Genomic DNA, 21330 nt, shown 5'->3' on the forward strand with positions numbered 1-21330 from the left:
TCCAATAGAACCGGTCATGAACATCTACTTCACCATGGCTGCCTTTTCCAACGCCGTGTCGTCACCAGCAACGAGCAGCGTGTCCGAATCCTTCAGGATGTAGTCGGGGTCGGGAGTCGCTGTGATCGTGTCGACGAGAACATCATGGAGCGCGACGATCGAAATGTCGTAATTCTGACGAAGCTCGAGTTGACGAATGGATTTGCCATACCAACTCGCCGGAACCCCCATCTCTTGGATACTAAAGCCTGTTCCCAGGCGGACGTAGTTTAGCAACGCCGAACCACTGATCCGGGTGGCGAGCGCCAGGGCGGTATCACGCTCGGGAAAAACGACGTCGGTAACGCCGATGCGACGCATCACGCGGGCGTGATCGCTCGATACCACCTTCACGAAAATCTCTTTCACCTTCAGGTCATGCAGCGCCATCGCAACAAGGATGCTCGATGCCATATCGTCGCCCGTGGAGACGATCGCGGCGTCGGCTTCCGCCGCCCCGATTCCACGTAGTGTTTCGACGTCGGTGGCATCGCCCACTGCGGCATGGGACACGAATGTTGCCAAACGGTCGATAACATCGCCATCCAGGTCCACTGCTATGACATCCTGTCCGCCTTCGGACAAAGTCTTGGCCACGGTGAAGCCGAAATTGCCTAAACCTACCACAACGAAACGCTTCATACCGAATCTCCTCCTATTGTTTGGATCATGGGGCTATCCGACAACCACGTCTTCATAGGCCAGACGGAAACGCCCTCGAGTCGAAAGACGAACGATGAGTGCCGCGGCAATGGACAGCGGACCTGTTCTCCCTATAAACATCAGGACGATGACAATCCAGCGTGATGGAGTCGATAATTGCGGAGTGATCCCCATCGAGAGCCCGACCGTATTAAAAGCACTTGTCGTCTCAAACAGTCGCACCAAAAACGCTTGCGTGGCCCTGTGAGAATCTCCAATGAAGGCGAGCACGAAGACTCCCAAGACTACGATGCCAGTTGCGATCACAAACAGGCCGCTTGCTCGCTGAATGGTTTCAGATGGAATGGAACGATTCGCGAAACTCGCCGTCTGATGCGATCGCAGCCGGGACCAGGCAAGCAGTCCCAGCAGTGCAAAGGTCGTCGTTTTCATCCCGCCAGCCGTTGAGCCCGGGGATCCACCTATCATCATCAAAATGATCGTCAGGAAATTCGTGCTATCCGTCGCTGATCCATAGTCAATCGTGTTAAAACCGGCCGTGCGGGGTGTGACACTCATGAAGAGCGAATTGGTCAGCTTGTCGACCAGAGGCATTTTTGAAAGAAGGCCCTGCCACTCAAACAGTGCGAAGAGTGCCCAGCCACTGAGCAGTAGGAAAGCTGTGGTTGCGAGCACAAGCTTGCTATGGATCGATAGACGCCTGAAAGCGGGATTCCGCCGAATGTAGCGTTGATGGATCTCTTCCATCGTGATGAAACCCAACCCGCCGGCGACGATAAGCACGGAGATCACGACGATCGTGGCGGGAGAGTCTTGATACTCGATCAAAGAACCCGAGTTCGTTGAAAAGCCCGCGTTGCAGAACGCACTCACGGAATGAAAGATCGAGGGCCAGATCGCCTCCTTCCACCCCATCCGAGGCGTCCAAAACAGGTACAGCGTAAACGCGCCAATTGCCTCGAATAAAAAAGTGAATCGGACCACATCGACGATGAGCCGTTTTGTGGGTACCTGCGGCAGCAAATGCCGTGCGCCAACCGCCAGGCTCTCTGTCCTTAGCGATGGCCTGCCCCCGAGAGCGCCGATGATAACGCTGGTCAGCACGAGCATGCCAAGTCCGCCGAGCTGAATCAGAACCAACACGACAGCTTGGCCCAGCGGCGTGAAATAGGTAGCGGTATCAACGACAATCAAACCCGTGACACAAACCGCACTGGTCGACGTAAAAACAGCATCGGTCCAACCCAGCCCCTCGTTCTCGTACAATCCGGGGATGAATTTAAGTGCTAATGTACCGGCAACAATCAGCGCCAAGAATGAGCCAACGAACAGTTCGGCAGGAGCAAGCCGCCGCGTTTGGCTCCATCGGGGCGGACTCGTGCTTCCCAATCGTTTTGGCGAGTTCTTTCCAGTCGTGTCTTTTGGACAGTGCGGTTGGACCACAGCGGAGAAACCTCACGTTCTGCCTGCGTAGTATGCGGTTCAGGGATACCGTAGCATTAGACAGTGAGCTCCGACATCAGCATAGGGCGAGGGCTGCGAAGCCGCGTCCCAGCGGGCAGGTCGTTTTGGGTCGTCACCTGTGTAGCAGCAGCATTGCCCGCATCAGTCGAATCGGCGAGAGAGCACCTCTGCACCGTCGCCCATCAGCACATGGAGTGGCGCGGTAGAGACACAGGTGCGGCCTTGACCCAGTCGGGAAGATCGAGCGACGGATCGGCGATCCCCATGACGACCGTGGCGGCGTCCCGGGCGGGACGACCGATGAGCAGGCAGTGTGTCAGCGAAATCGCCGCGTGCAAATTTCGCTGACTCAGAGCCCGCTGGCGTCGCCACTGCTCAAAGCGAGCTCCGATACTCGGGATCCAATTCATCCCAGCGGTATCCGTACAGAAGTCCACTCGCAAAAGAGTGTTCGGCGCCAGCGTCAATTTCTCACGCAACTCGCACCAACGACTACCGAGATCACAGAAAAACGCAGGCGTCAAGGCAAGACTCGCTGGCATGACGAGAGCCAGTGTCTTCTGTTCCGCTCGATTGGCCGCAACGGCATGCGAGAGAAACGCGTCGAGTGTCGTGTCACTCGAGAGCGATTGGACGGATCGTTCGTGCGTCATTGGTCAGCATGCTTGGAAGTACGCATCTTGGCGAGCATCGCGTGAAAGTCGATCGCCATCGATGGCTCATCGGGTCCGTCGCAATGGGCTTCCTCGACGATCACAGTCGATTCGACTTGCACGTCGTCCTCGATCACCAGCATATCGCGGTCATCGTGAGTGAATCCGTCCTCTTCGGCATCTTCCACCCAAAGCACCGGCGCGGTCGCGACATCTCTCAGGCTCAGCACTTCGCGATGAAGCTCTGATTCGATGTCTTCGCTATGATTCAATTCCTCGTCCTGAGGCAACTCGCGGACGTCTTCCTCGTCATCAAAGTCGCCGAAAAGATCGTTCGGCGATGGCGTGGCATCCCGAATCGGTTCCTCGCAGGCGTCTTGGTGAGAGAGAATCTGGGGCGGATCGGCGTGTGAGCTATCGTCGATTGCACCCACGCGGTCGTAATCGAAGTCACTCTCCGCTTGGCAGTCAAAGCTGACCGCCCCGTACTGAGATCCATCATCACCGGTGCAGCCAAGCTGCGTCTGCATCGTGAACTCCGGAGTCTGACTCTCGTGATCTTCGTCGGCTGATCCGCACGGATCCGACTGTTGATCGCATGGATGACAGGCCGCCTCGGCAACAGCAGCAACTGTGTCGTCCTGTGAGGCGCCGGACTGCCCGCGGTCATCGTCTGCCAGAACGTCTTGTTCAGCCGCTTGCTCAACTGCCGCTTGCTCAGAGGCGGTTTGCTCAGAGGTGACTTCCTCGAAGGCAGGCTCCTCACAGTCGGCACTCTCGAAGGCAGAGCACTCGTCGGTGAGCGGTCCGAACTCCACATTGGATTCTGGACGGCTCAGCTCCGGCTCTTCGACAAGCGGCCCTGGTAGTTGCTGCAGAATCGACCACGCTCCCTCGACCGTGTCGGTTGTGATGCAGGGCTGTTGCCGTGAGACTGCCAATCCGATGGCAGCCGACATCAACTGGTTGATCAATCGTGGCACGCCGCTGCAGGCGTGATGTACCGAACGAACGGCCGACTCGTCGATCTCAATGCTCTCCGGCTCACAGTTCTGCTCGATTGACCTGCGGATGTAGCGTTCGGTCTCGTCACTGGAGAGCGGATGGACATAACACCGCGTGGCGACCCGTTGGACAAGCGCGTCGAGCGACGGCAATGCGAGCGTCTCATCGAGCTGGGGACCACCCAGCAAAACGGCGCTGACACGTGGTCGACCATCGGACATCGCATTGGTCAAAATGCGGATCGTTTCGAGCACATCCGGGCGGAGCGATTGTGCTTCATCGACGAGCAACAACAGACCCGAGAAGTCCTTGGAACTGTTTGCGATACGCTCGATGATAGCGAGTTGAGGATCATCACCGTGAGCTGGGGGCGACGGCGCGATGCCGCGAATGCGATCGAGCCGGCTGAGCAGGTGACGCTGCAGAGCGAGCGGACTCTCCAACGTGGTGTCGCCGAACACAATGACTTCACGATCTCGCGAGAAGTATTGCTGCAGCACTTGGCAGATCAAGGATTTGCCGGTGCCGGGCGGTCCGATGACGAGCGAGATGGCCTCCCAAGCCTCCACGGCGTGGCGAACTCGCTGCAACGCGTCATCCTGGGAACCGACGCGAAGGTATCGCGAGGCGCTGGGGAAGGGAGGAAACGGGGGTACGTGAAACTGTGTTTCAACCGATGACATGGTCGACGTCCCGAAGCGGCACAAAACGAAAAAAGCGGATAACCTATCTAATCGTTACAGTCGGCATGCCGGGCGGCCAAACTGAAGCGAAAATGGTAGCATCGGTTGCGAGTGTTCCCGATCCATCGAGAAGTCGCGGCGCCGATCACGCCAAGCAACTGTCCTCGCAACCCGTTTCACGTTAACGAATCTGTCGATCCAAAGCCTATGCCACTTTCGAAACCTGCACCGGACGCGATCGCTGCCGCGATTCGAGCGGATGCATTGGCGGAAGGGTTTATCGCCTGCGGTTTTGCGCCCGCCCTAGATAGCGCGGGGTTTAGCGATCTCGTGGAATGGATCGAAGCTGGTTTCGCGGCGGAGATGACCTATTTTGCGGACCGCTTGGATGCCTATCGCCATCCCAGTGGGGTGCTGCCCGGGGCCCGGAGCGTGGTCGTTTTGGCGTATCCGTATCCCGCGACCGATCCCATTCCACCGGACCTGACTGGGAGCAAGATCGCCGACGGAAATGGGACGGGAATAACGATACACGGACGCGTCGCCCGGTACACCTGGTCCGGAGCCGACTACCACGACGTGATTCACCCCAAGCTCAAGCGGATTTGCCGCAGCATTAAGCAGCTTTCTCCCGAGGCCCACGCCCGTGGCATCGTGGACACCGCACCAATGATGGAACGGGAAGTCGCTCAGTTGGCGGGATTGGGATGGCGAGGCAAGAACACGTTGCTACTGAGCCGAACGCTGGGCAGCTATTTCTTTCTCGCGTGCGTTCTTGTCGACATCGAACTTCCGTCGGATACGCCCTTTGAGACGGACCACTGCGGCACCTGTACAGCGTGTCTGGATGCCTGTCCAACGGATGCGTTCGTAGCCCCGCACGTGCTCGACGCATCAAAGTGCATCAGCTTTCTAACCATAGAAAGTCGGGAGCTGATACCGGAATCGCTGCGTCACGACATCGGCGACTGGGTTTTCGGTTGCGACGTCTGCCAAGAAGTCTGCCCATGGAATCGCAAACCATCTCGTCGGGCGATCGCAGCGGAGGGCAGCGACGCGTCGGGCCACCAATCTGCCGCCCAGCCCTCACGCGGTCGAATGCAGCTGGCTGAACTCTTTTGGCTCGACGAGGATTCCTTTCGCGAGCGGTTTCGTAAGACTCCGATGTGGCGAACGCGGCGGCGTGGTTTGCTACGAAATGCAGCAATCGTCTTGGGAAACACTGGCACGTTCGACTGCCTCTCCCCGCTCTTATCCGGCCTCCAAGACACCGAGCCGATGGTGAGAGCGGCCTGCGTGTGGGCAATTTTTCAGATTGGCGAACGTTCGCCATTGCCGCTTCCTGATCATGTCGCCAACGCGCTCGATCAACTGCGACGAGTTGAGAGCCAGGCGATGGTCTTGGCCGAGCTGGAACCCAGGCAAGGCTAGCCTGTCAGCACGTCGGGAGAACCACAAATGGCGTGAACTGCCAGCATGCAATTTCAGCCGATCGATCGGGCGCGTCGCCACATTCGCTTTTGGCTCGCTCGATCATGCTTCTGATGCAGTTTGCTCCAGGCCTCCGAAATCTGCTCGCAGGCGACCTCTGCGGACAACTCGCCGAGTACACATTCTCGCACCTTGCGGTCGAGGACATTGTAATACTCGGCAGCACCAGCGAGCTGCAGGGTAGGCACAAACCCTGGGCTAGATAACTGCGTGCTCAGCCAAGCCCGATACCGCTCGGCCATGTCAGTGGAAGACTCGCTCGCGGGCGTCGCCACGTTGACCAGCGAAGAAATATTGCGATACAGCGGTTCGCTGCCTTGACCGCCTCCAATCCATTCCAGGAATACGCCCGCAGCCGCTGTTTGACGACAGGATGCCGCCATGGATCCGACGAGCATGAATGGATCGACCATGGCTCGGTGCGGCAGTGGGCGCCGCTCGTCCTCCGTGCCCGTCGCCCTCGAGGATACTGCGCTACCTGGCAGTTCCTTAAAAGTGATCACCGTATCGCCGGAAGGTCCATCGGCTTCCGGCCCTGTATCGAGCTGGGGGAATCCGATACCTGCCTGCAGCTCGCCATTGGCGACCGCACGGTAGATTTCTCCTGGCGTGAGACCGTGATACTCCGGACTGGATTTCGCAACAGCGTCCTTCATCTGCTGCAAGACAGCAACATATTCGGGCTGCGTCAGCAGCGGTGCGAGTGATTCGCGGTCAAACAACCACGTCGTTTGCAGGCTGCTCGCCAATCGCCATAGATACATCGCCCCGGCCCACTGCGGCGCGGTGGGTTCACTACACTTCCCATCGGATGATTCGACCAAAGCCGTGTAGTCGTCCCAGGTGGGGACCGACACGTCGCTGGACGATTCGCCCAACATCAGCGAGGGCAAGTAGCCTCCGAGTGGCTTGGCAAGCTTCTCGCCAGCGATCGAGGTTGCCATTCGCAGTGCGACCGGCACGGCCGAGCGATTCTCCAGGACCGGAACCTCCGCATCCGCATCGGCGAACTCGGCTGACACGGTCTCACTCGCGAGCAGAGGCATGACGCGTTTTCGCGACACCATCTCGGCCAGCATTGAGACAGGGTACAACAGCACATCGGCAGCAGCAGCTCGCTCGAACAATTCATCGGACAGGAGCGAAGTGGGTGCCTCGGTCGCAGGCAGCTGACGCACCGGATCGATCAACTGAATTTCGAGCGGTTGTTCGCTGATCGACCCCCATGTCCTTTGCAGCGTGTCGGCGTCCTGCTGACTTCCCATCCAAAGAACTCGCAGGGGCACGTCAGTGCGTGTTGGGCGTTTGGACGATTCTTCGGCGGCTTGTGGATCAGGGCGGCAGCCGGCCGACGCGATCACGCAGGCGGCACCTGCGATCCATTCACGGCGTGCCAGACGCGGTGTCGAGGAAGATGGGAGGTCGCCCGCGCGGGAGGATGATCGCATGAAAGAACAGTCAGGGTTCGGAACGCAAGAAAACGTTGGCCGGCGAGGCCAACGCGGCCATCATACGCGTTATATTGTCGTCTTGTTCAGGGTAGCCCCGGATCCTTCTTCTTTCGACTCTTCCAATTATTCACGATTTACGGCAGCATGAGCTATTACCTCGGAATCGACATCGGCACCAGCGGTACGAAGACACTCCTCATCGATGAAGCGGGCAAGGTGCTCGCGGAATCCGACGCGACCTATCCGATGGCCCAGCCTCGCCCCGGCTGGACCGAGCAGGACCCTGAGGACTGGTGGAAGGCAACCATCAAAACCGTTCGGGCGGTGATGCGGCAATCCAAGGTCGATAAGGCCGATGTCAAGGCGATCGGATTGTCCGGACAAATGCATGGTTCGGTCTTTCTAGATGCCTCCGACGAAGTGATCCGGCCCGCCTTGTTGTGGAACGATCAACGAACCGCCGATCAGTGCGAAGCGATCACCTCCGCGGCCGGTTCACGCGAGAAACTCATTGGCATGGTCGCCAATCCAGCGCTGACTGGATTCCAAGCACCCAAAATTCTGTGGTTGCGAGACAAAGAGAAACGCAACTTTGGAAAACTCGCAAAGGTCCTGCTGCCCAAAGACGATATTCGTCGGCGTCTGATCGGGGACTACGTAACCGAGGTCAGCGATGCGAGCGGTACCTTGTTACTCGATGTGAAAGAGCGGGCTTGGTCGAGCAAACTGCTCAGCAAGTTGGACCTGGATTCCTCGCTGCTGCCGCGCGTGGTGGAATCCGAAGATGTCACCGGAACGCTGACCACGGCAGCGGCCAAATCGCTCGGGCTGACCACCGATTGCAAAGTTGTCGGCGGAGCTGGCGATTGTGCTGCTGGTGCGATCGGCAACGGCATCGTGAAAACCGGTCTGCTGAGCACCTCGATCGGAACGAGCGGTGTCATGTTCGTGCACAGTGACCAGCCCAATATTGACGCCGCCGGACGGCTACACACCTTCTGTCACGCTGTCCGAGGCAAATGGCACATGATGGGCGTGAACCTGACCAGCGGCGGATCGCTGCAGTGGTGGGTTGAGAATGTGCTGCAGGGTTTAGCGGGCGTACCCAAGAGTCGCTCCTTCGCTGCGGCCACCGAGGAAGCCGCCGGCGCTCCCGCCGGCAGCGGTGCCTTGCTGTTCCTGCCCTACCTCAATGGCGAGCGCACACCACATGCGGATCCTCGAGCCCGAGGTGCCTTTGTCGGCATGAACCTGACCCATGACCGGGCCGCGATGACACGCAGCGTGATGGAAGGGATCACCTTCGCCCTGCGTGACAGCCTCGATATTATCGAGTCGCTCGGCGTTCCCGTTCGGCAGATCCGAGCTTCCGGAGGCGGTAGCAAGAACACGATGTGGCGACAGATGCAAGCCGATGTGTTTGGCAAAAAAATCACCACCCTGCGAGTCGAACAAGGCGCCGCTTACGGTGTCGCGCTGCTCGCGGCAGTCGGTGACGGCGCTCATCGCAATATCGCATCGGCCTGTGCTGCGACGATCGAAGTCGCCGACGAAACCAAGCCCGATGCGAAGTCGAAAGCGATTTACAACAAACTGTTCCCAGTCTATCGTGACCTCTACACTCGGCTGAGTGAACCGATGCACACGCTCGCTGATCTGCAGTAGCTCTCGCTCGGTGATCTGCCTGGTGTCCCACCTCCCCTCCCCCGCCTCCTATCCTTCCTCATATAGCCTCCCATGCCGCTGAATTTGGGTGCCCTCGCGCGCACCGGATACTTGTGTTTTTGTTTGCTCGGCCTCTGCTCCGCTGCCCAATCCAACGCCGCTGCCCAACAGGCAGGGCCTGATAACGGCGGTGAATCGAGCTTCCAAATTTTGTTCGATGGTCAATCGCTCGATGGCTGGCAAGGGCTGGACGGATTTTGGTCGGTCGTCGATGGCGCGATCCACGGTCAGACGACCAGCGATCATCCGACCAACGGCAACACTTTTCTGGTCTGGCAAGGAGGCGAAGTCGGAGACTTTGAGTTCCGCTGCAAAGTCCGGTTCGAAGGCAATAATTCAGGAGTGCAGTATCGCAGCGACATCGTCGACGCTGACAAATTTGCCATGGCGGGTTATCAAGCCGACTTGCATCCCAGCCAAGAGTACTTCGGGATGATGTACGGCGAACGAACCCCGCGTGGGATCATCGCCACCAGGGGGCAGAGAATTGTCGCCCAAGCCGATGGCACGACGCAGATCGTGAGCGAAGTCGGCAATGCGGATACTCTCGACGGCAGTAGCTGGAACGATCTTCGCATCATCGCGGTCGGTAATCGGTTGATTCATCAAGTCAATGGGATCACAACCGTCGATATCACCGACGAAAATCCCGCTGCGAAGTCATCGGGAAAGCTCGGTCTGCAGCTGCACGCCGGTCCGCCGGTGGAGGTCGAATTCCGTTCGCTGTTGCTGCGACCGCTCAGCGGCCCTGAGGCCATGTCGACGTTAAACGAGGCGGTCCAATCCTCCGCAGAGGCGGTAGCCCGCGCCGAAAAAGCCGCAGCAGCCGATGACGATAAATGGGTGACCGCGGAACCGATGCCTACCTGGATCTGGACTCCCAATCCGCAGCCGAAGCAAAAGGTGTGGTTTCGACGCAGCGTGGAAGTCGGCGGCAAGATCCAATCCGCACGCGTGTACGCGACCTGTGACAACTCGCTGAAATTGTTCATCAATGGCGAGGAGGTCGGCAGTTCTAGCGATTGGAGAAAGCCTGTCGAGCAAGATGTCTCGAAGCTACTCCAATCAGGAACCAACCTTATTGCGGCCGAGTGCCAGAACGAAACCGGTGTCGCCGCTTTCGTCTGCAAAATAATTATCCAACTCGAAGACGGCACAGAGCAATTGGTTCTCACCAATGGCGATTGGAAGTTGAGTGAAGAGCCCGGCGAGAACTGGAACAAGGCTGCCGTCGTTGAGTCCCAATGGCAGTCGTCGCACGAGCTAGGGAAGCTTGGCAAAGATCCCTGGAAGATCCCCAACCACGCAATCGGCGCGGCGGGTGGCGCGGACCCGCTCAACGCGAAGAATGTGATCGTGCCGCCGGGTTTCGCAATCGAGCGAATCTATCGCATCCCCGAGAACCAAGGCAGTTGGGTTGCGATGGCTGTCGATCCCCAGGGCCGGATCTATGCCTGTGATCAAGGCGGGCAGGGACTATTCCGGATTACGATGCACGGAAACCAACAGCCCGATGTAGAGAAAGTTTCCGTCGGCGAACTGAGTGATCTATCCGGTGCCCAGGGCTTGGTTTGGGCATTTGACAGTTTGTGGTTTCACCGCAACGGCGGCAATCTGGTTCGCTTGACCGATACTGACGGCGACGATGCCCTCGATCATGCCGAAGTGATTCCCGGTGGCCGTAGCGGTGGCGAGCATGGCAATCACGCCGTGGTCGTGACCGAAGATTGCACCGGAATTTACATGGCCGGCGGCAACCATGCTCAGCTGGGTACCCTCGCCGGGAGTAACGTACCGACGTGGTACGAAGGTCTGTTACTACCGCGGATGTGGGACTCCAACGGCCATGCGCGGGGTTTGATGGCGCCCGGTGGATGGGTCACTCGCCTCGATGTGAGCGAAAAAACTCAACGACTCGAGACGATCGGTTTTCGCAATGAATATGACTTGGCCCTGAATCGATTTGGGGACATGTTTACTTTTGATGCGGACATGGAATGGGACATGGGCACCCCTTGGTACCGCCCCACTCGCATCTGTCACGTGGTCAGTGGCGCCGATTTTGGGTGGCGAAGTGGGAGCGGGAAATGGCCCGCGTACTATGAAGACAGCCTGCCGCCGGTCGTGGATATCGGTCCCGGTTCACCGACGGGCATGGTATCCGGTCAGGGCACGCGGTTTCCCACACGGTACCAGGAGGCGGTGTTCGCCCTGGATTGGACCTTCGGCACGATCTATTCCATCGCTCTGCAGCCCAGCGGGTCGAGCTACGAGGGGACTGCGGAGCCGTTTGTCTATGGCACGCCACTGCCCGTCACGGATGCTGTCGTCGGTCTCGACGGAGCGTTGTATTTTGCCGTCGGCGGTCGGGGCACCGAATCGGCTCTGTTCCGAGTGCACTACATCGGTGATGAGTCCACCGCGCCGCCCGCTGCCCCCGCACCAGAACACGCTGCCGCTCGCGCCGATCGGCACAGGCTCGAAGCTTTCCATGGCGTCGAGGACGCCGCAGCGGTCGAGACGGCCTGGCCATTTTTATCCAGCCAAGATCGGTTTCTGCGAAATGCCGCCCGGATTGCGATCGAGAGCCAGGATGTCGAGACGTGGGCGGAGCGAGTGTTTCTCGCAGCGAACCCGCAGACCGCGATTACCGCTGCCGTCGCTCTGGCGCGGATGGGCGAGGCAGCTCACGCGTCCCCGCTGATCGATCATCTTCTCAACCTCCCCATCGGCGACCTTCCCGAGGGCCAACAGCTCGGTGCCCTCCGCGCGATGGCGTTGGTGTTCACCCAACTCCAAGAACCGGACACCGCACAACGCCGGCAATTGTTAAACAAGTTGGAACCGATGCTGCCCAGCGAGTTTGACAACGTGAACGTGGAACTGATCCGCTTGCTGACCTATTTGAGAAGCACCCAAGTAGCGGCCAAAGCGATGGCATTGATCGAACACCGCCCGGCCCCTGAGTATCCGGATTGGTCAACGCTCGCATCACGCAACAGCCGATACGGAGGCGGCGTGCAAAGAATGCTCGACAACCCGCCGCCCTCACGCGAGATTCACTATGCATTCATGCTCCGTAATCTGCGCCAGGGCTGGACGCTCCCGCTTCGCCGCACGTACTTTCGGTTTCTCAATGATGCCGCTCAAACCTCCGGCGGTTCGAGCTTCCCCGGGTACCTCACCCGTATTCGAGACGAAGCTCTTGCTGCCTGCACTGACGAACAAAGAAAGGCATTGGAGGACATCACGGGTGAGGACTTCAATCCGGTTCCCGATTTCGATATCGCTCCGATCCAAGGACCGGGCCGAACATGGGATGTCGCCTCGGCGGGAGCCGCTGCCGCTCGAGGGAAACCCAATTTTGAGAGGGGACGCTCGCTGTACTTCAGTGCCAAGTGCGCATCCTGTCACCGCTTCGCCGGCCTCGGCGGAAACATCGGCCCCGATCTGACGAGCATCCCGAACAAGTTTGATCGGAAGTACGTGGTTGAGGCGATCGTCGATCCGAGCAAGGTGATCTCTGATCAATATGGCTCATCGAATGTCCTGCTTGCTGACGGCAACCTGCTGACCGGATTGGTGATCGAGCATGCCGGCGGTGGGCTGACAGTCTATCCCCCTCAGCCGGATGCCAAAGCAATCGAGGTCGCAGCCGATGATGTCGAGGAGGTCATCGCCTCGCCAGTCTCACAGATGCCGACGGAGTTGCTCGATGATCTCAACGCGGAAGAGGTTCGCGATCTTATCGCATACCTCTTATCGGGCGGAGACGCCAACGACAAACGCTACCGCCAATAGGCGGCCAGCGGGCGGTCGCTTGAATCGACGCCGGGGGCCACAATGTCGGACCGAGTGCCGCGAATGCACCACGTACCGCCGCCCACCCGGCCGCCATCCACCCAGCCGCCATCCACCCGGCCGCTGCGAAGCGGGGGAGTATTAAGCATCGCGTGATCAATGAGTGGCGGATTTTGCGAGATCTTTTCTGTCGTAGACGAGGCAACGAGCTGTAGCTCTCCCACAACTTTTCCTACGCCGAAGGCGTTGAAGGAAAAAGCCGGTGGTTTGAGCGTAAGCGAACACCACCGGACAGGTCACCAAACGCAAACGCCAACCCCGAATGGGGTGGAAGATCAGTCACGACGGGATCTGCGACCCACTTCGGGGTCGACGTTCCACGGCCAACGAACCACCGTAGGTCACGCAGCGTAACCTCAGCGTTTCTGGCTGTCCCGGATCTCTCCATCTGTTAACGAAAGTCTGTCTCGTTTAGGGTTCATCCGACGGAAGCGTGCGCAGAGCACCGCGGAAGGTTTTTTTTTGAGGCATGGCTCTAGATCCAATGATCGTTCAAAAATGCGTCCCTGACGAACAAACGCTCGCCAGGGAGCGACAACACCATTGGCGTACCGCTTTTGCAGGGAAACGCTGGCGACCGAGATATCCCTTGCCAAGCCCGCACCTCTGCAGAGCTCGGCTCCGTTTCTCCCGGAAGTGCCAGTCTAACATTGATAATCACATCCCACAAATCAATCCTTCGATACTGGAGCCATGCCTTGAAAACCTCGGCCGCACGCTGCCGTCGGATGAGCCTCGTTTAGGTAACCCGCACGACGACTCGAGAGCCTTGCTTGGCGATTACTCGCACGGGTTCTCCGACGTCGATATAGTCGCCCTCGCTGACCACATCGACCAGCATGTCGTCGACCTCGACGCGTCCCCCCGGTCGCAGCGGTGAGACCGTCGTGCCGGTTTGCCCAATCTCCACACGCTGCCAAGTCGGTGCGGACTCGTCAATCACCGCACTCTCAGGGGAAATTTCCGCTTGCAAGGTCAATCGACTCAGTCCAGGAATACTCCCCATGTAGCTGGTTAGAAAGACGACGGCAAAGAGGAATCCCAGAAACGCACCGAGCACGATTACGAGATCATTCCCCAATCCGGTCCAGTCGATTTGGCCGCTCGGCATGGTCAGGCGCCCTGATGCCATCACGAGTGATCCGGCCGTCAGGGCGAGGCCTAAAATTCCAGCGATGCCGAAACCAGGAATCACAAAGATCTCGCAGGCGATGCAGAGCAGACCGATTGCAAAGAGCAATACCTCCAGCCATCCGGAGGTACCGCCCAAGAAACGGCTCCAAAAGAACAGCCCGAAACAGAGCAGGCTGACCAGACCGCCTGCACCCAACCCAGGGGCACTGAACTCGACCGCCAACGCGACCAGACCGGCGAGCACCAATAGGAACGTGAAGAATTTCATGTTCAGTATGAACACCAACGTATCGACCCAGCTTCGCTGCACCTCAGGTATGGGGGACTGCACGTTGAGTACACGAGCCAGATCATCTTTGCCGGAAACGAGCTGGTCGGCGACACCGAGCTCGACGGCGCGGCGACCGTTGGCGATAAAGAACATATCCTTTCCCGCCTCGCGAATGGGCTTGCCGATCTCCCAGTCGTCAGCGTCCTTCATCGCTGCGATTTCTTTGTCCGAAAGGAACCGGGTCTCGCCCGTATCCGTGTTCGTTGCACGGAAAACGACCATATCCTTGTCAGTCATCTTTTCAGCCAGCGCGATCGGGCGTCCGGTCGCCGCGGCGGTATCACGAGCCCGTTGAGCGAGCACGCTGCGGCTCTTGGCTTGGGTGTAGCGATACGCACCATCCTCTCCCATGACAATCTCTCCCGCATCGCCGATCCGCGCGTCGGGTTTCATCAGGATCGTGTCCATGGACAACGATAGCAGGGCCGCGCCGCTGATCGCGTCTTTGCCGATATAGGCTACCGTCTCCACCTGGTCGGCATCCTGCACCATATCCATCAGTTCCAGGGTGACCATGGTGAAACCACCGGGCGAGTGGATATCGAAAATAATCACATCAACCCCCGACTCGATCGCCGCCTCGAACTTCCGCTTCAACAGCGCGCCACTGAGTGGGTTGATATCTTCTTTCAGCGGGAGAATGACAGCGGTACGCCGAGTCGGGGCAGAGGCCGCATCTCCTTGCTGAGTTTCAACTTCCGCTTGCGTCGAACCTGGCATCGTGCAGATCAACAGGAACAGTGCCATCAGGACTGACTGCAATCGGAAATTTGAATTCAACATCTCACGCCCTTCGCCAAAACGACGGTACGAACAATAACAGTACACTGAAAATCTCGACCCGGCCAAGCATCATCAACCAGACAAAGAGTAGCTTAGCACCCTGGCTGAATCCCGCGTAGTTTCGCGTTGCTCCGACCACGCCCAAGCCGGGGCCGATGTTATTGAGCGTGGCTGCGACCGCACTCGCGCAATCAACGAGTTTGTCATCGAGAGTGCCCTTGAGCAATTCCTTTCCCTGCTCGGACTGTTTCGCAACGGTGCTCTCGAGGACGCCCCACGTCGAATTCGGCTCGAGGGTGACCAAAGCCAGCCAGGAGGCCAAGAAGATCGCGAGCACCATACAAAAGTACAGCAGGATATTGTGAGCAAGGGTTGGATCGTCAACGGCTTGGCCGCTAATCCTTAATGGCCGGATTACCCGGGGGCGGTGGGCGCGCTCCACTTCCAAACGCAAGATTTTACAGAATAAAACGATCCGAATCACCTTCAGACCGCCTCCCGTGCTGCCGGCACACCCTCCCACGAACATCAGCAGCAGAAGAATCCCGCGTCCAAAATTGTTCCAATGGTCAAAATCGGCCGTGCCGTACCCCGTCGTCGTCATCACCGAAACGACTTGGAACAACCCGTTGCGAACCGCCGAGAGCAGCGTCGTGAAGCCCTCATCGTCAGCTCGCATGCCGAAAAAAACCACGCCTGCGGTGACGACACCAATGATCCCCACGTAAGCCCGAAATTCTGCGTCGCGAAACATTCGCCGAGGCCGGCCGATCAAACTCAAGTAAAGCAGTGTGAAATTCGTACCGGCGAGGACCATGAAAGCGATCGTCGTGGACTCGATCAGCGGACTATCGAAACCGCCGAGCGATCGGTTGTAGGTACTGAATCCACCGGTCGCCATCGTCCCGAACGCGTGACAGAGCGAATCGAAAGCGCTCATCCCTTCACAGAAATAGATAATCGTCAACAGCACATTGAGTCCGACATAGATGGCTGCGAACACGAGCGCCGTGTGCTGCATCCGAGGCATGCTGCCGTCCTTGGTCGGCCCGGGCATCTCGGCTCGCATCATGGCTTTGCCTGCCGACCCCTGACCGAGGATCGCAACAAACAACACAACGATCCCCAGGCCGCCCAGGAAATGCGTCCACGAACGCCAAAACAAGATGCAATGGGGAACGAGCCCGGGGGACTCCAGGTCCGTCAGGACGGTCGCCCCCGTGGTGCTGAATCCGGACTGCGATTCGAACATCGCTTCGATGAAGGTAATCGGCATCCCTGCGGCCGTCTGCGTGCCGCTGAAGTAATACGGCAAGGCCCCCAGGATCGTTGCGCAGACCCATGACAGACCCACGATTGCCATGGCCTCTTTGCGAAACAGTTGACTGCCTTGCCGATGGCTGCGGCCAAGAAACCGGAACAGCAACCCCACTCCAAAACACACCGCCATGCTGGCGATCAACCCATAACTCGCTCGCTGCTCAAATTCGGCGGCCGGCGGCAAGTGGGTGCGTTCGGCCATGACGGGGAACGCAAAGGGAAAACTGAAACTCATCGACGCACCGATGAGCAAACAGATCGTCCCCAGAAATCTTAGCAGCAGTGGAAAGTTCAAGAGGGGCGCCACCCGTACGTCTCGGCCAACGAGCCCGAGACGATTTGACGGAGGTCCCGCAGCCCAATCGGTTTATGCAGAATCCGGTAGGCGCGCATCCGAGCGGCTTCCCGTTCGATAGCTTCGTCCATCATCGCGCTCATCAAAATCGTGGGAATCCGCAGCGAACGGCCAGCGATCTCGCGGATGACCTCGATTCCGGTCACACGTGGCATGTGGACATCGACCAAGACGAGGTGAATGGATTCCTGGCCGATCACTTCAAGCGCCTCATCTCCGTCACTGGCTTGATAGAGGGTCAAGCCACGGTCCGAGAGTGCATCGCACAGGGCACTGCGAAACCCTGCGTCATCGTCGGTGATTAGAACGTTCGGAATCATAGTTCATACGTTGGTCAGCTGACGAACTTCGTCGTTCGTGAACGGGGTAGCCAGTCGAGCACCAAGTTGTCCGACCACGCGAGCGGCGGCGTGCGAGGCGAGGTGCCCTGATTGCTTCCATGATAATCCATTGGTGATCCCATATAAAACACCACCGGCGTACATATCTCCGGCCCCCGTGGTATCAATCGCTTTCACGCTGACGCCTTCAATCGGAATGGCATCGCCACCGTGCATCAAGATCGAACCGTTGGGGCCGAGCGTCATAGCGACGTTTTCGGCCGACTCGTGAATCTTGTTGGCACACGCCACCGGATCGGTCAGCCCGGTTAGACTCATCGCCTCCTCTTCATTGCAGAAGAAGAGGTCGACGGGACCACGAATCAACTCCCAAATCTCGTCGCGGATCATATTGACCAGGAACGGATCCGACGCCGTGAAGGCGATTTTCACGTCGTTTTTCTTAGCCAATTCGATCGCTCGATAGGCTGCCGCCTTCGTCGATTCGCCGGTGAACAGGTAGCCCTCAATATAAATGTACTTCGCCGTTGCGATCGCGGCTTCGTCGATGTCCTCAGCCGACAACTGGCTCGATGCGCCCAGGTTGGTCAGCATCGTGCGCTCGGCATCTTCGGTAATCAGAACGGCGCAGGTCCCTGTCGGCGCGCCCGTCAACGGTGCGACGTCAATCGTCACGCCGAGCGCTCTCAAATCCTTCAGAAAAAACTCGCCCGTTTCATCATCGCCGATTTTTCCCACGAAAGCGGCCTGTCCGCCAAAATCCGCTATCGCCGCCACCGTATTGGCAGCCGATCCACCCGCACAGCGGTGCAGTGAGGGGAGGTCAAAATGAGAAAGCACGCCAGCCTGGCGCTCGTCATCGACCAGCGTCATGATGCCCTTCTCGAAGGCCAGGCGTGCTAGTAGCTCGTCGTTGACTTGAGCTTGGATGTCGACGAGGGCATTGCCGACTGCGTAAACGTCATGGGACATGTTGACTGACTGAAGATGGAGGAAATCACGGACCATTCGATGCCAAGATCGATAACTCGGGCACAGAATGCGGTCTCAGCCCGGCCAGGGCAAGTGGGGCTAGCCCGTTTTCACACCCTGGATTTCCCGAACGCGAACACCAAACCGGTCGCCAACTTTGACAGCGTCGACCGTCCCAATCGGTCGGTCGCCAATCGATAACCCCAGCGGCCCGCCACAATGGCCGTCCAGAGAAAGAATTGCACCCGGAACGAGCGAGAGAATGTCTCCCAAGCTGTGCTTGCGTTCCCCCAATACCACCTGGACCGAGGTTTTCGTCTGCAGCAACCGACGCTGATAGGCCGATTGCGATGATTCTGCGGGTTGTGCCATTTTTTCCACCTGTTCCTCCACAATCTGGTATCGAGTTGCAGGGATTCGGGCCTTGAGCCAAAATAGAGGAATCGGCAGATCACTGAGTTTGCGAAGGCACCGAAGTCGGTTGCTCCTGCATCGACGCCAGTGACCGGCTGATTCGCGGCTGGCCCGCACCCAAGAACGTTGCTGGCTCCACCGCGTATTCTTTGAATCGATCACCAGGAGTTAAAACGATGTTGAAACACAAACTGATCCTCCCGGAGGGGATCCTGCTGCTCGAACCCACCGAACCGCTCGAGGCATCCGACTTTGAGCGGGTCGCGGCAGAGATCGATCCCTACATCGCCGAGCGTGGGAAACTACCCGGCATTTTGATCCATGCCCAATCCTTCCCTGGGTGGGCAAGCCTCTCGGCCGCGACCGCGCACATGCGATTCGTCGAAACTCACCATGCCAAGGTGGGCAGACTGGCAGTCGTCAGCGATAGCCTGCTGTTGACCGAGATCCCCACAATCCTTGGTCACCTGATTGACGTGGAGGTGCAGCATTTCGCCGAATCGGCCTACGACGAAGCGTCCACCTGGCTCGAGGAGCAGCAGGGCTGAAAACCCGGAAACCCTAGCTCGGTGAAGCGTCACCGCACACACGCTCCAAGGGTGGAGCCGTGCCGTTTTCTATGTGAACGTGACTCAACAATTCACTCCACCCGCCCGGCCAAGCCGGGAGAGTCGGCGGTCGAGCATTTCGCGAGTCTTCTGGGGGGTCAATAGCCCAGCGGAAAGTCTCGAACCAGTGTGCCCCCTTCCCCGAACCTTGCTTCGGTCGGTTCGCCCCTCCCCCCAACGTCGTCGCGGACGATTGAAGTTCTCCGGACACGTCGCTCCCGTGTGCCCTCCGTTCACTCCGCGAATTGCCGGTCGACTCGCTCTCAGCTTCGCAGCACCATCACGGGACAGTGTGCAAACCGCACGACGCGTTCGGCGGTTGAACCGATGAGCAGTCGTGTCATGCCCGTGCGCCCATGCGACGGCAGGACGATCAAGTCCATTTCATTCTGTTGGGCATACTCCGTGATCCCATGCGACGGGTCACTGGCAATGGTGTCGTAGTGCAGCCCTTCATGACGAGCGTCATTGAACTCAGCTCGCAACATCTTCAAAGCGCGTTGGACATGGTCTTCATCGATTTGCGAGGCCAAGCCGATTCCGGGTAGCCCCCAATCGGCGCCGCCGGCCATGCCCAGCCCCGTGTCTCCGGAATAGCCATACAACGGCACTGGATCGACCACGTGTAGCACCGTAACGTTCTCGTTGCTGCCGGCGATCCTCATCGCGGTCTCGACAGCATCAAGTGAGAACTTCGAAAAGTCGTAGGGTGCTAGAATCTTGGAGTGTTGAAAGTAGTTCATGGCCTCGGTCCATTTGGGAATCCAGAGTCGCGTGGCAGTCTTGGGTGAATTTCACCTGGGGTGATCCACGAGAAACCCCGCCTAGCTCGACAGGTCAGCCACAATCCACTGCCTCGCTTCTTCGACCTTCGCGATATCGAAGTATTCAATCTTCGCGGAAGTGAAAGGCTTGCAGAATGCAGACATCCCCTGTTGCCACTTCGATTCCCCGACAATAGCGAGTCGCTCAATGTCACCGTGGTGATTGAAATCAAATTTAAGGTCTTCCCACAGTGCACCGGCGTCCCAGCCATGGAAGTCATGCAGCACGACCAACATGCGGACTTTGCCAAACTCCTTGATCTTCGCTTCGATCGCCGGCAGAAATGTCTCGTAGGCTTCTTTGGACAGCTTACCGCTGAGTTGAACTTCGATGACCTTACCGGCGGCGTGTTCAACGATGTTGAATGACATTGACATTAACCTTACAGAGGAACCTGGGTGGACGCCGTGACGGCGGAAGCAGCGAGGCGATGTCCAGTGGGACGCCGCGTGAACGAATGTTTCACCATTCTACAGCATGCCGCATCACGGGAGCAATCATGAGGAACCGAGTTGCCTGCACACGCACGCCCTTGGCAAGCAGGTTCGAACTGAGACCATCACCAGCAATCGACGTCCCTAGCGGCGCCGCGGTGGTGAGCCGAATACCGGTAGGCAGCGAGAGAATAACAGGCGGCGCAAACTTCCAACTTGCGGTCGGCAGAATCGGCAAGCGGGATGCTCACGCCACTTTGAAACGCGAGCAAGCGAACACGACTGAGAACGTCGTCTGCATATTCGACAGCCCAGGGGCAGCCTCCTTTTCCGATATGCTGTTATCCATGACCACCCAATCCAACCCCTACCAACCCGCTGCGGCCGAACCCGAAGCACAGCGTGGCACCGGGTCCGTACGCTGTCCGGTTTGCGATCAACCGATGAGTCGTCTGCGTCTGGTTTTCCCCGCCGCGAAGTGCAAAAACTGCCGTCACCGAATCCGCATGCGTAGCTCGTGGAGAGCGAGCTCACTGTCCACGATTACAGGGGCGATCTGTTTACTCTCGCTGGTTTATTTCGACGCAACCATTGGCCATAACTCCCCTATTTTCGCCATTCACGCAGTCGTATTTGTTGTACTGGGCACGTTCTGGTTTCACCTATTTGGCAATCCCGCGCTGGCAGGATGGTTTGGCTACGCATCGCAGTCAACGCTGGAGCGTGAGCGATTGAAATACCGCAACAGAATGAACACGCCACGTGAGTAAACGCGACA

General features: G+C 58.4%; 18 protein-coding genes. 5 read left to right on the forward strand and 13 right to left on the reverse strand.

Going from position 1 to position 21330, the window contains the following annotated elements:
* Positions 1 to 24: 24 nt before the first annotated feature.
* The 4 genes from CA85_RS20615 to CA85_RS20630 all read right to left on the reverse strand — a co-directional run bounded on the left by CA85_RS20615 (position 25) and on the right by CA85_RS20630 (position 4507).
* Entirely contained in the window at positions 25 to 681 is a 657-nt protein-coding gene (locus tag CA85_RS20615) for a potassium channel family protein (RefSeq protein ID WP_146393255.1), read from the reverse strand.
* A gap of 33 nt (positions 682 to 714) precedes the next feature.
* The gene (locus CA85_RS20620; protein WP_222435492.1) at positions 715 to 2016 is read right to left on the reverse strand and encodes a TrkH family potassium uptake protein; all 1302 of its coding nucleotides are present in this window, start codon (positions 2014 to 2016) and stop codon (positions 715 to 717) included.
* Between the two features lie 332 nt (positions 2017 to 2348).
* Positions 2349 to 2819, reverse strand: a complete 471-nt coding sequence (locus CA85_RS20625) for a hypothetical protein (protein ID WP_146393256.1) — start codon at positions 2817 to 2819, stop codon at positions 2349 to 2351.
* A complete protein-coding gene (locus tag CA85_RS20630; protein ID WP_146393257.1) occupies positions 2816 to 4507 on the reverse strand; it encodes an ExeA family protein in 1692 nt (563 codons plus the stop codon). The genes CA85_RS20625 and CA85_RS20630 overlap by 4 nt, the downstream gene beginning before the upstream one ends.
* Positions 4508 to 4714: 207 nt before the next feature.
* Here CA85_RS20630 and queG point away from each other — a divergent pair, with 207 nt between their 5' ends.
* Positions 4715 to 5938, forward strand: a complete 1224-nt coding sequence (gene queG / locus CA85_RS20635; RefSeq protein ID WP_146393258.1) for a tRNA epoxyqueuosine(34) reductase QueG — start codon at positions 4715 to 4717, stop codon at positions 5936 to 5938.
* Between the two features lie 53 nt (positions 5939 to 5991).
* On the opposite strand, the gene CA85_RS20640 is transcribed toward queG, so the two are convergent.
* On the reverse strand, positions 5992 to 7446 hold the full coding sequence (locus CA85_RS20640; protein WP_146393259.1) for a type 2 periplasmic-binding domain-containing protein: 1455 nt from the start codon (positions 7444 to 7446) through the stop codon (positions 5992 to 5994).
* 147 nt (positions 7447 to 7593) lie between these two features.
* Between CA85_RS20640 and xylB the strand changes: the two genes are divergently transcribed.
* Together xylB and CA85_RS20650 are read left to right on the forward strand one after the other, a co-directional pair.
* Positions 7594 to 9114 (forward strand): xylulokinase, encoded by a 1521-nt coding sequence (gene xylB / locus CA85_RS20645; protein WP_146393260.1) that lies wholly within the window; start codon positions 7594 to 7596, stop codon positions 9112 to 9114.
* Positions 9115 to 9186: 72 nt separating this feature from the next.
* Complete coding sequence (locus CA85_RS20650) at positions 9187 to 12975, forward strand: family 16 glycoside hydrolase (protein ID WP_146393261.1); 3789 nt, start codon at positions 9187 to 9189, stop codon at positions 12973 to 12975.
* Here CA85_RS20650 and CA85_RS25130 read toward each other — a convergent pair.
* The 6 genes from CA85_RS25130 to CA85_RS20675 all read right to left on the reverse strand — a co-directional run bounded on the left by CA85_RS25130 (position 12963) and on the right by CA85_RS20675 (position 18643).
* On the reverse strand, positions 12963 to 13124 hold the full coding sequence (locus tag CA85_RS25130) for a hypothetical protein (protein ID WP_186775094.1): 162 nt from the start codon (positions 13122 to 13124) through the stop codon (positions 12963 to 12965). The two genes, CA85_RS20650 and CA85_RS25130, sit on opposite strands and share 13 nt — an antisense overlap.
* A 650-nt stretch (positions 13125 to 13774) precedes the next feature.
* A complete protein-coding gene (locus CA85_RS20655; protein WP_146393262.1) occupies positions 13775 to 15283 on the reverse strand; it encodes an NfeD family protein in 1509 nt (502 codons plus the stop codon).
* Between the two features lies 1 nt (position 15284).
* The gene (locus CA85_RS20660; protein WP_146393263.1) at positions 15285 to 16910 is read right to left on the reverse strand and encodes a TrkH family potassium uptake protein; all 1626 of its coding nucleotides are present in this window, start codon (positions 16908 to 16910) and stop codon (positions 15285 to 15287) included.
* Positions 16895 to 17278 (reverse strand): response regulator, encoded by a 384-nt coding sequence (locus CA85_RS20665; RefSeq protein WP_146393264.1) that lies wholly within the window; start codon positions 17276 to 17278, stop codon positions 16895 to 16897. The genes CA85_RS20660 and CA85_RS20665 overlap by 16 nt, the downstream gene beginning before the upstream one ends.
* Positions 17279 to 17281: 3 nt before the next feature.
* Positions 17282 to 18271 (reverse strand): adenosine kinase, encoded by a 990-nt coding sequence (locus CA85_RS20670; RefSeq protein ID WP_146393265.1) that lies wholly within the window; start codon positions 18269 to 18271, stop codon positions 17282 to 17284.
* A gap of 99 nt (positions 18272 to 18370) precedes the next feature.
* A complete protein-coding gene (locus CA85_RS20675; RefSeq protein ID WP_146393266.1) occupies positions 18371 to 18643 on the reverse strand; it encodes a FliM/FliN family flagellar motor switch protein in 273 nt (90 codons plus the stop codon).
* 218 nt (positions 18644 to 18861) lie between these two features.
* Between CA85_RS20675 and CA85_RS20680 the strand changes: the two genes are divergently transcribed.
* The gene (locus CA85_RS20680) at positions 18862 to 19233 is read left to right on the forward strand and encodes a SpoIIAA family protein (RefSeq protein ID WP_146393267.1); all 372 of its coding nucleotides are present in this window, start codon (positions 18862 to 18864) and stop codon (positions 19231 to 19233) included.
* Positions 19234 to 19556: 323 nt separating this feature from the next.
* Here the strand turns inward: CA85_RS20680 and CA85_RS20685 are convergent, their stop codons facing one another.
* On the reverse strand, positions 19557 to 20036 hold the full coding sequence (locus tag CA85_RS20685; RefSeq protein WP_146393268.1) for a universal stress protein: 480 nt from the start codon (positions 20034 to 20036) through the stop codon (positions 19557 to 19559).
* Between the two features lie 81 nt (positions 20037 to 20117).
* Positions 20118 to 20489: a SpoIIAA family protein gene (locus tag CA85_RS20690; RefSeq protein WP_146393269.1), complete on the reverse strand. Its 372-nt coding sequence runs from the start codon at positions 20487 to 20489 to the stop codon at positions 20118 to 20120.
* A gap of 128 nt (positions 20490 to 20617) precedes the next feature.
* Between CA85_RS20690 and CA85_RS25850 the strand changes: the two genes are divergently transcribed.
* Complete coding sequence (locus CA85_RS25850; RefSeq protein ID WP_246113022.1) at positions 20618 to 21322, forward strand: hypothetical protein; 705 nt, start codon at positions 20618 to 20620, stop codon at positions 21320 to 21322.
* Positions 21323 to 21330: the final 8 nt, after the last annotated feature.

The organism is Allorhodopirellula solitaria, assembly GCF_007859855.1.
Classification (GTDB): Bacteria; Planctomycetota; Planctomycetia; order Pirellulales; family Pirellulaceae; genus Rhodopirellula; species Rhodopirellula solitaria.

Bases quoted from the DNA above. Each gene is read 5' to 3' on its own strand.
- CA85_RS20640 (WP_146393259.1), bottom strand. From the start codon at position 7,446: ATGCGATCATCCTCCCGCGCGGGCGACCTCCCATCTTCCTCGACACCG.
- CA85_RS20630 (WP_146393257.1), bottom strand. From the start codon at position 4,507: ATGTCATCGGTTGAAACACAGTTTCACGTACCCCCGTTTCCTCCCTTC.
- CA85_RS20680 (WP_146393267.1), top strand. From the start codon at position 18,862: ATGTTGAAACACAAACTGATCCTCCCGGAGGGGATCCTGCTGCTCGAA.
- CA85_RS20615 (WP_146393255.1), bottom strand. From the start codon at position 681: ATGAAGCGTTTCGTTGTGGTAGGTTTAGGCAATTTCGGCTTCACCGTG.
- xylB (WP_146393260.1), top strand. From the start codon at position 7,594: ATGAGCTATTACCTCGGAATCGACATCGGCACCAGCGGTACGAAGACA.
- CA85_RS20625 (WP_146393256.1), bottom strand. From the start codon at position 2,819: ATGACGCACGAACGATCCGTCCAATCGCTCTCGAGTGACACGACACTC.
- CA85_RS25850 (WP_246113022.1), top strand. From the start codon at position 20,618: ATGAGGAACCGAGTTGCCTGCACACGCACGCCCTTGGCAAGCAGGTTC.
- CA85_RS20675 (WP_146393266.1), bottom strand. From the start codon at position 18,643: ATGGCACAACCCGCAGAATCATCGCAATCGGCCTATCAGCGTCGGTTG.
- queG (WP_146393258.1), top strand. From the start codon at position 4,715: ATGCCACTTTCGAAACCTGCACCGGACGCGATCGCTGCCGCGATTCGA.
- CA85_RS20685 (WP_146393268.1), bottom strand. From the start codon at position 20,036: ATGAACTACTTTCAACACTCCAAGATTCTAGCACCCTACGACTTTTCG.
- CA85_RS20655 (WP_146393262.1), bottom strand. From the start codon at position 15,283: ATGTTGAATTCAAATTTCCGATTGCAGTCAGTCCTGATGGCACTGTTC.
- CA85_RS20650 (WP_146393261.1), top strand. From the start codon at position 9,187: ATGCCGCTGAATTTGGGTGCCCTCGCGCGCACCGGATACTTGTGTTTT.
- CA85_RS20670 (WP_146393265.1), bottom strand. From the start codon at position 18,271: ATGTCCCATGACGTTTACGCAGTCGGCAATGCCCTCGTCGACATCCAA.
- CA85_RS20665 (WP_146393264.1), bottom strand. From the start codon at position 17,278: ATGATTCCGAACGTTCTAATCACCGACGATGACGCAGGGTTTCGCAGT.
- CA85_RS20690 (WP_146393269.1), bottom strand. From the start codon at position 20,489: ATGTCATTCAACATCGTTGAACACGCCGCCGGTAAGGTCATCGAAGTT.
- CA85_RS25130 (WP_186775094.1), bottom strand. From the start codon at position 13,124: ATGCTTAATACTCCCCCGCTTCGCAGCGGCCGGGTGGATGGCGGCTGG.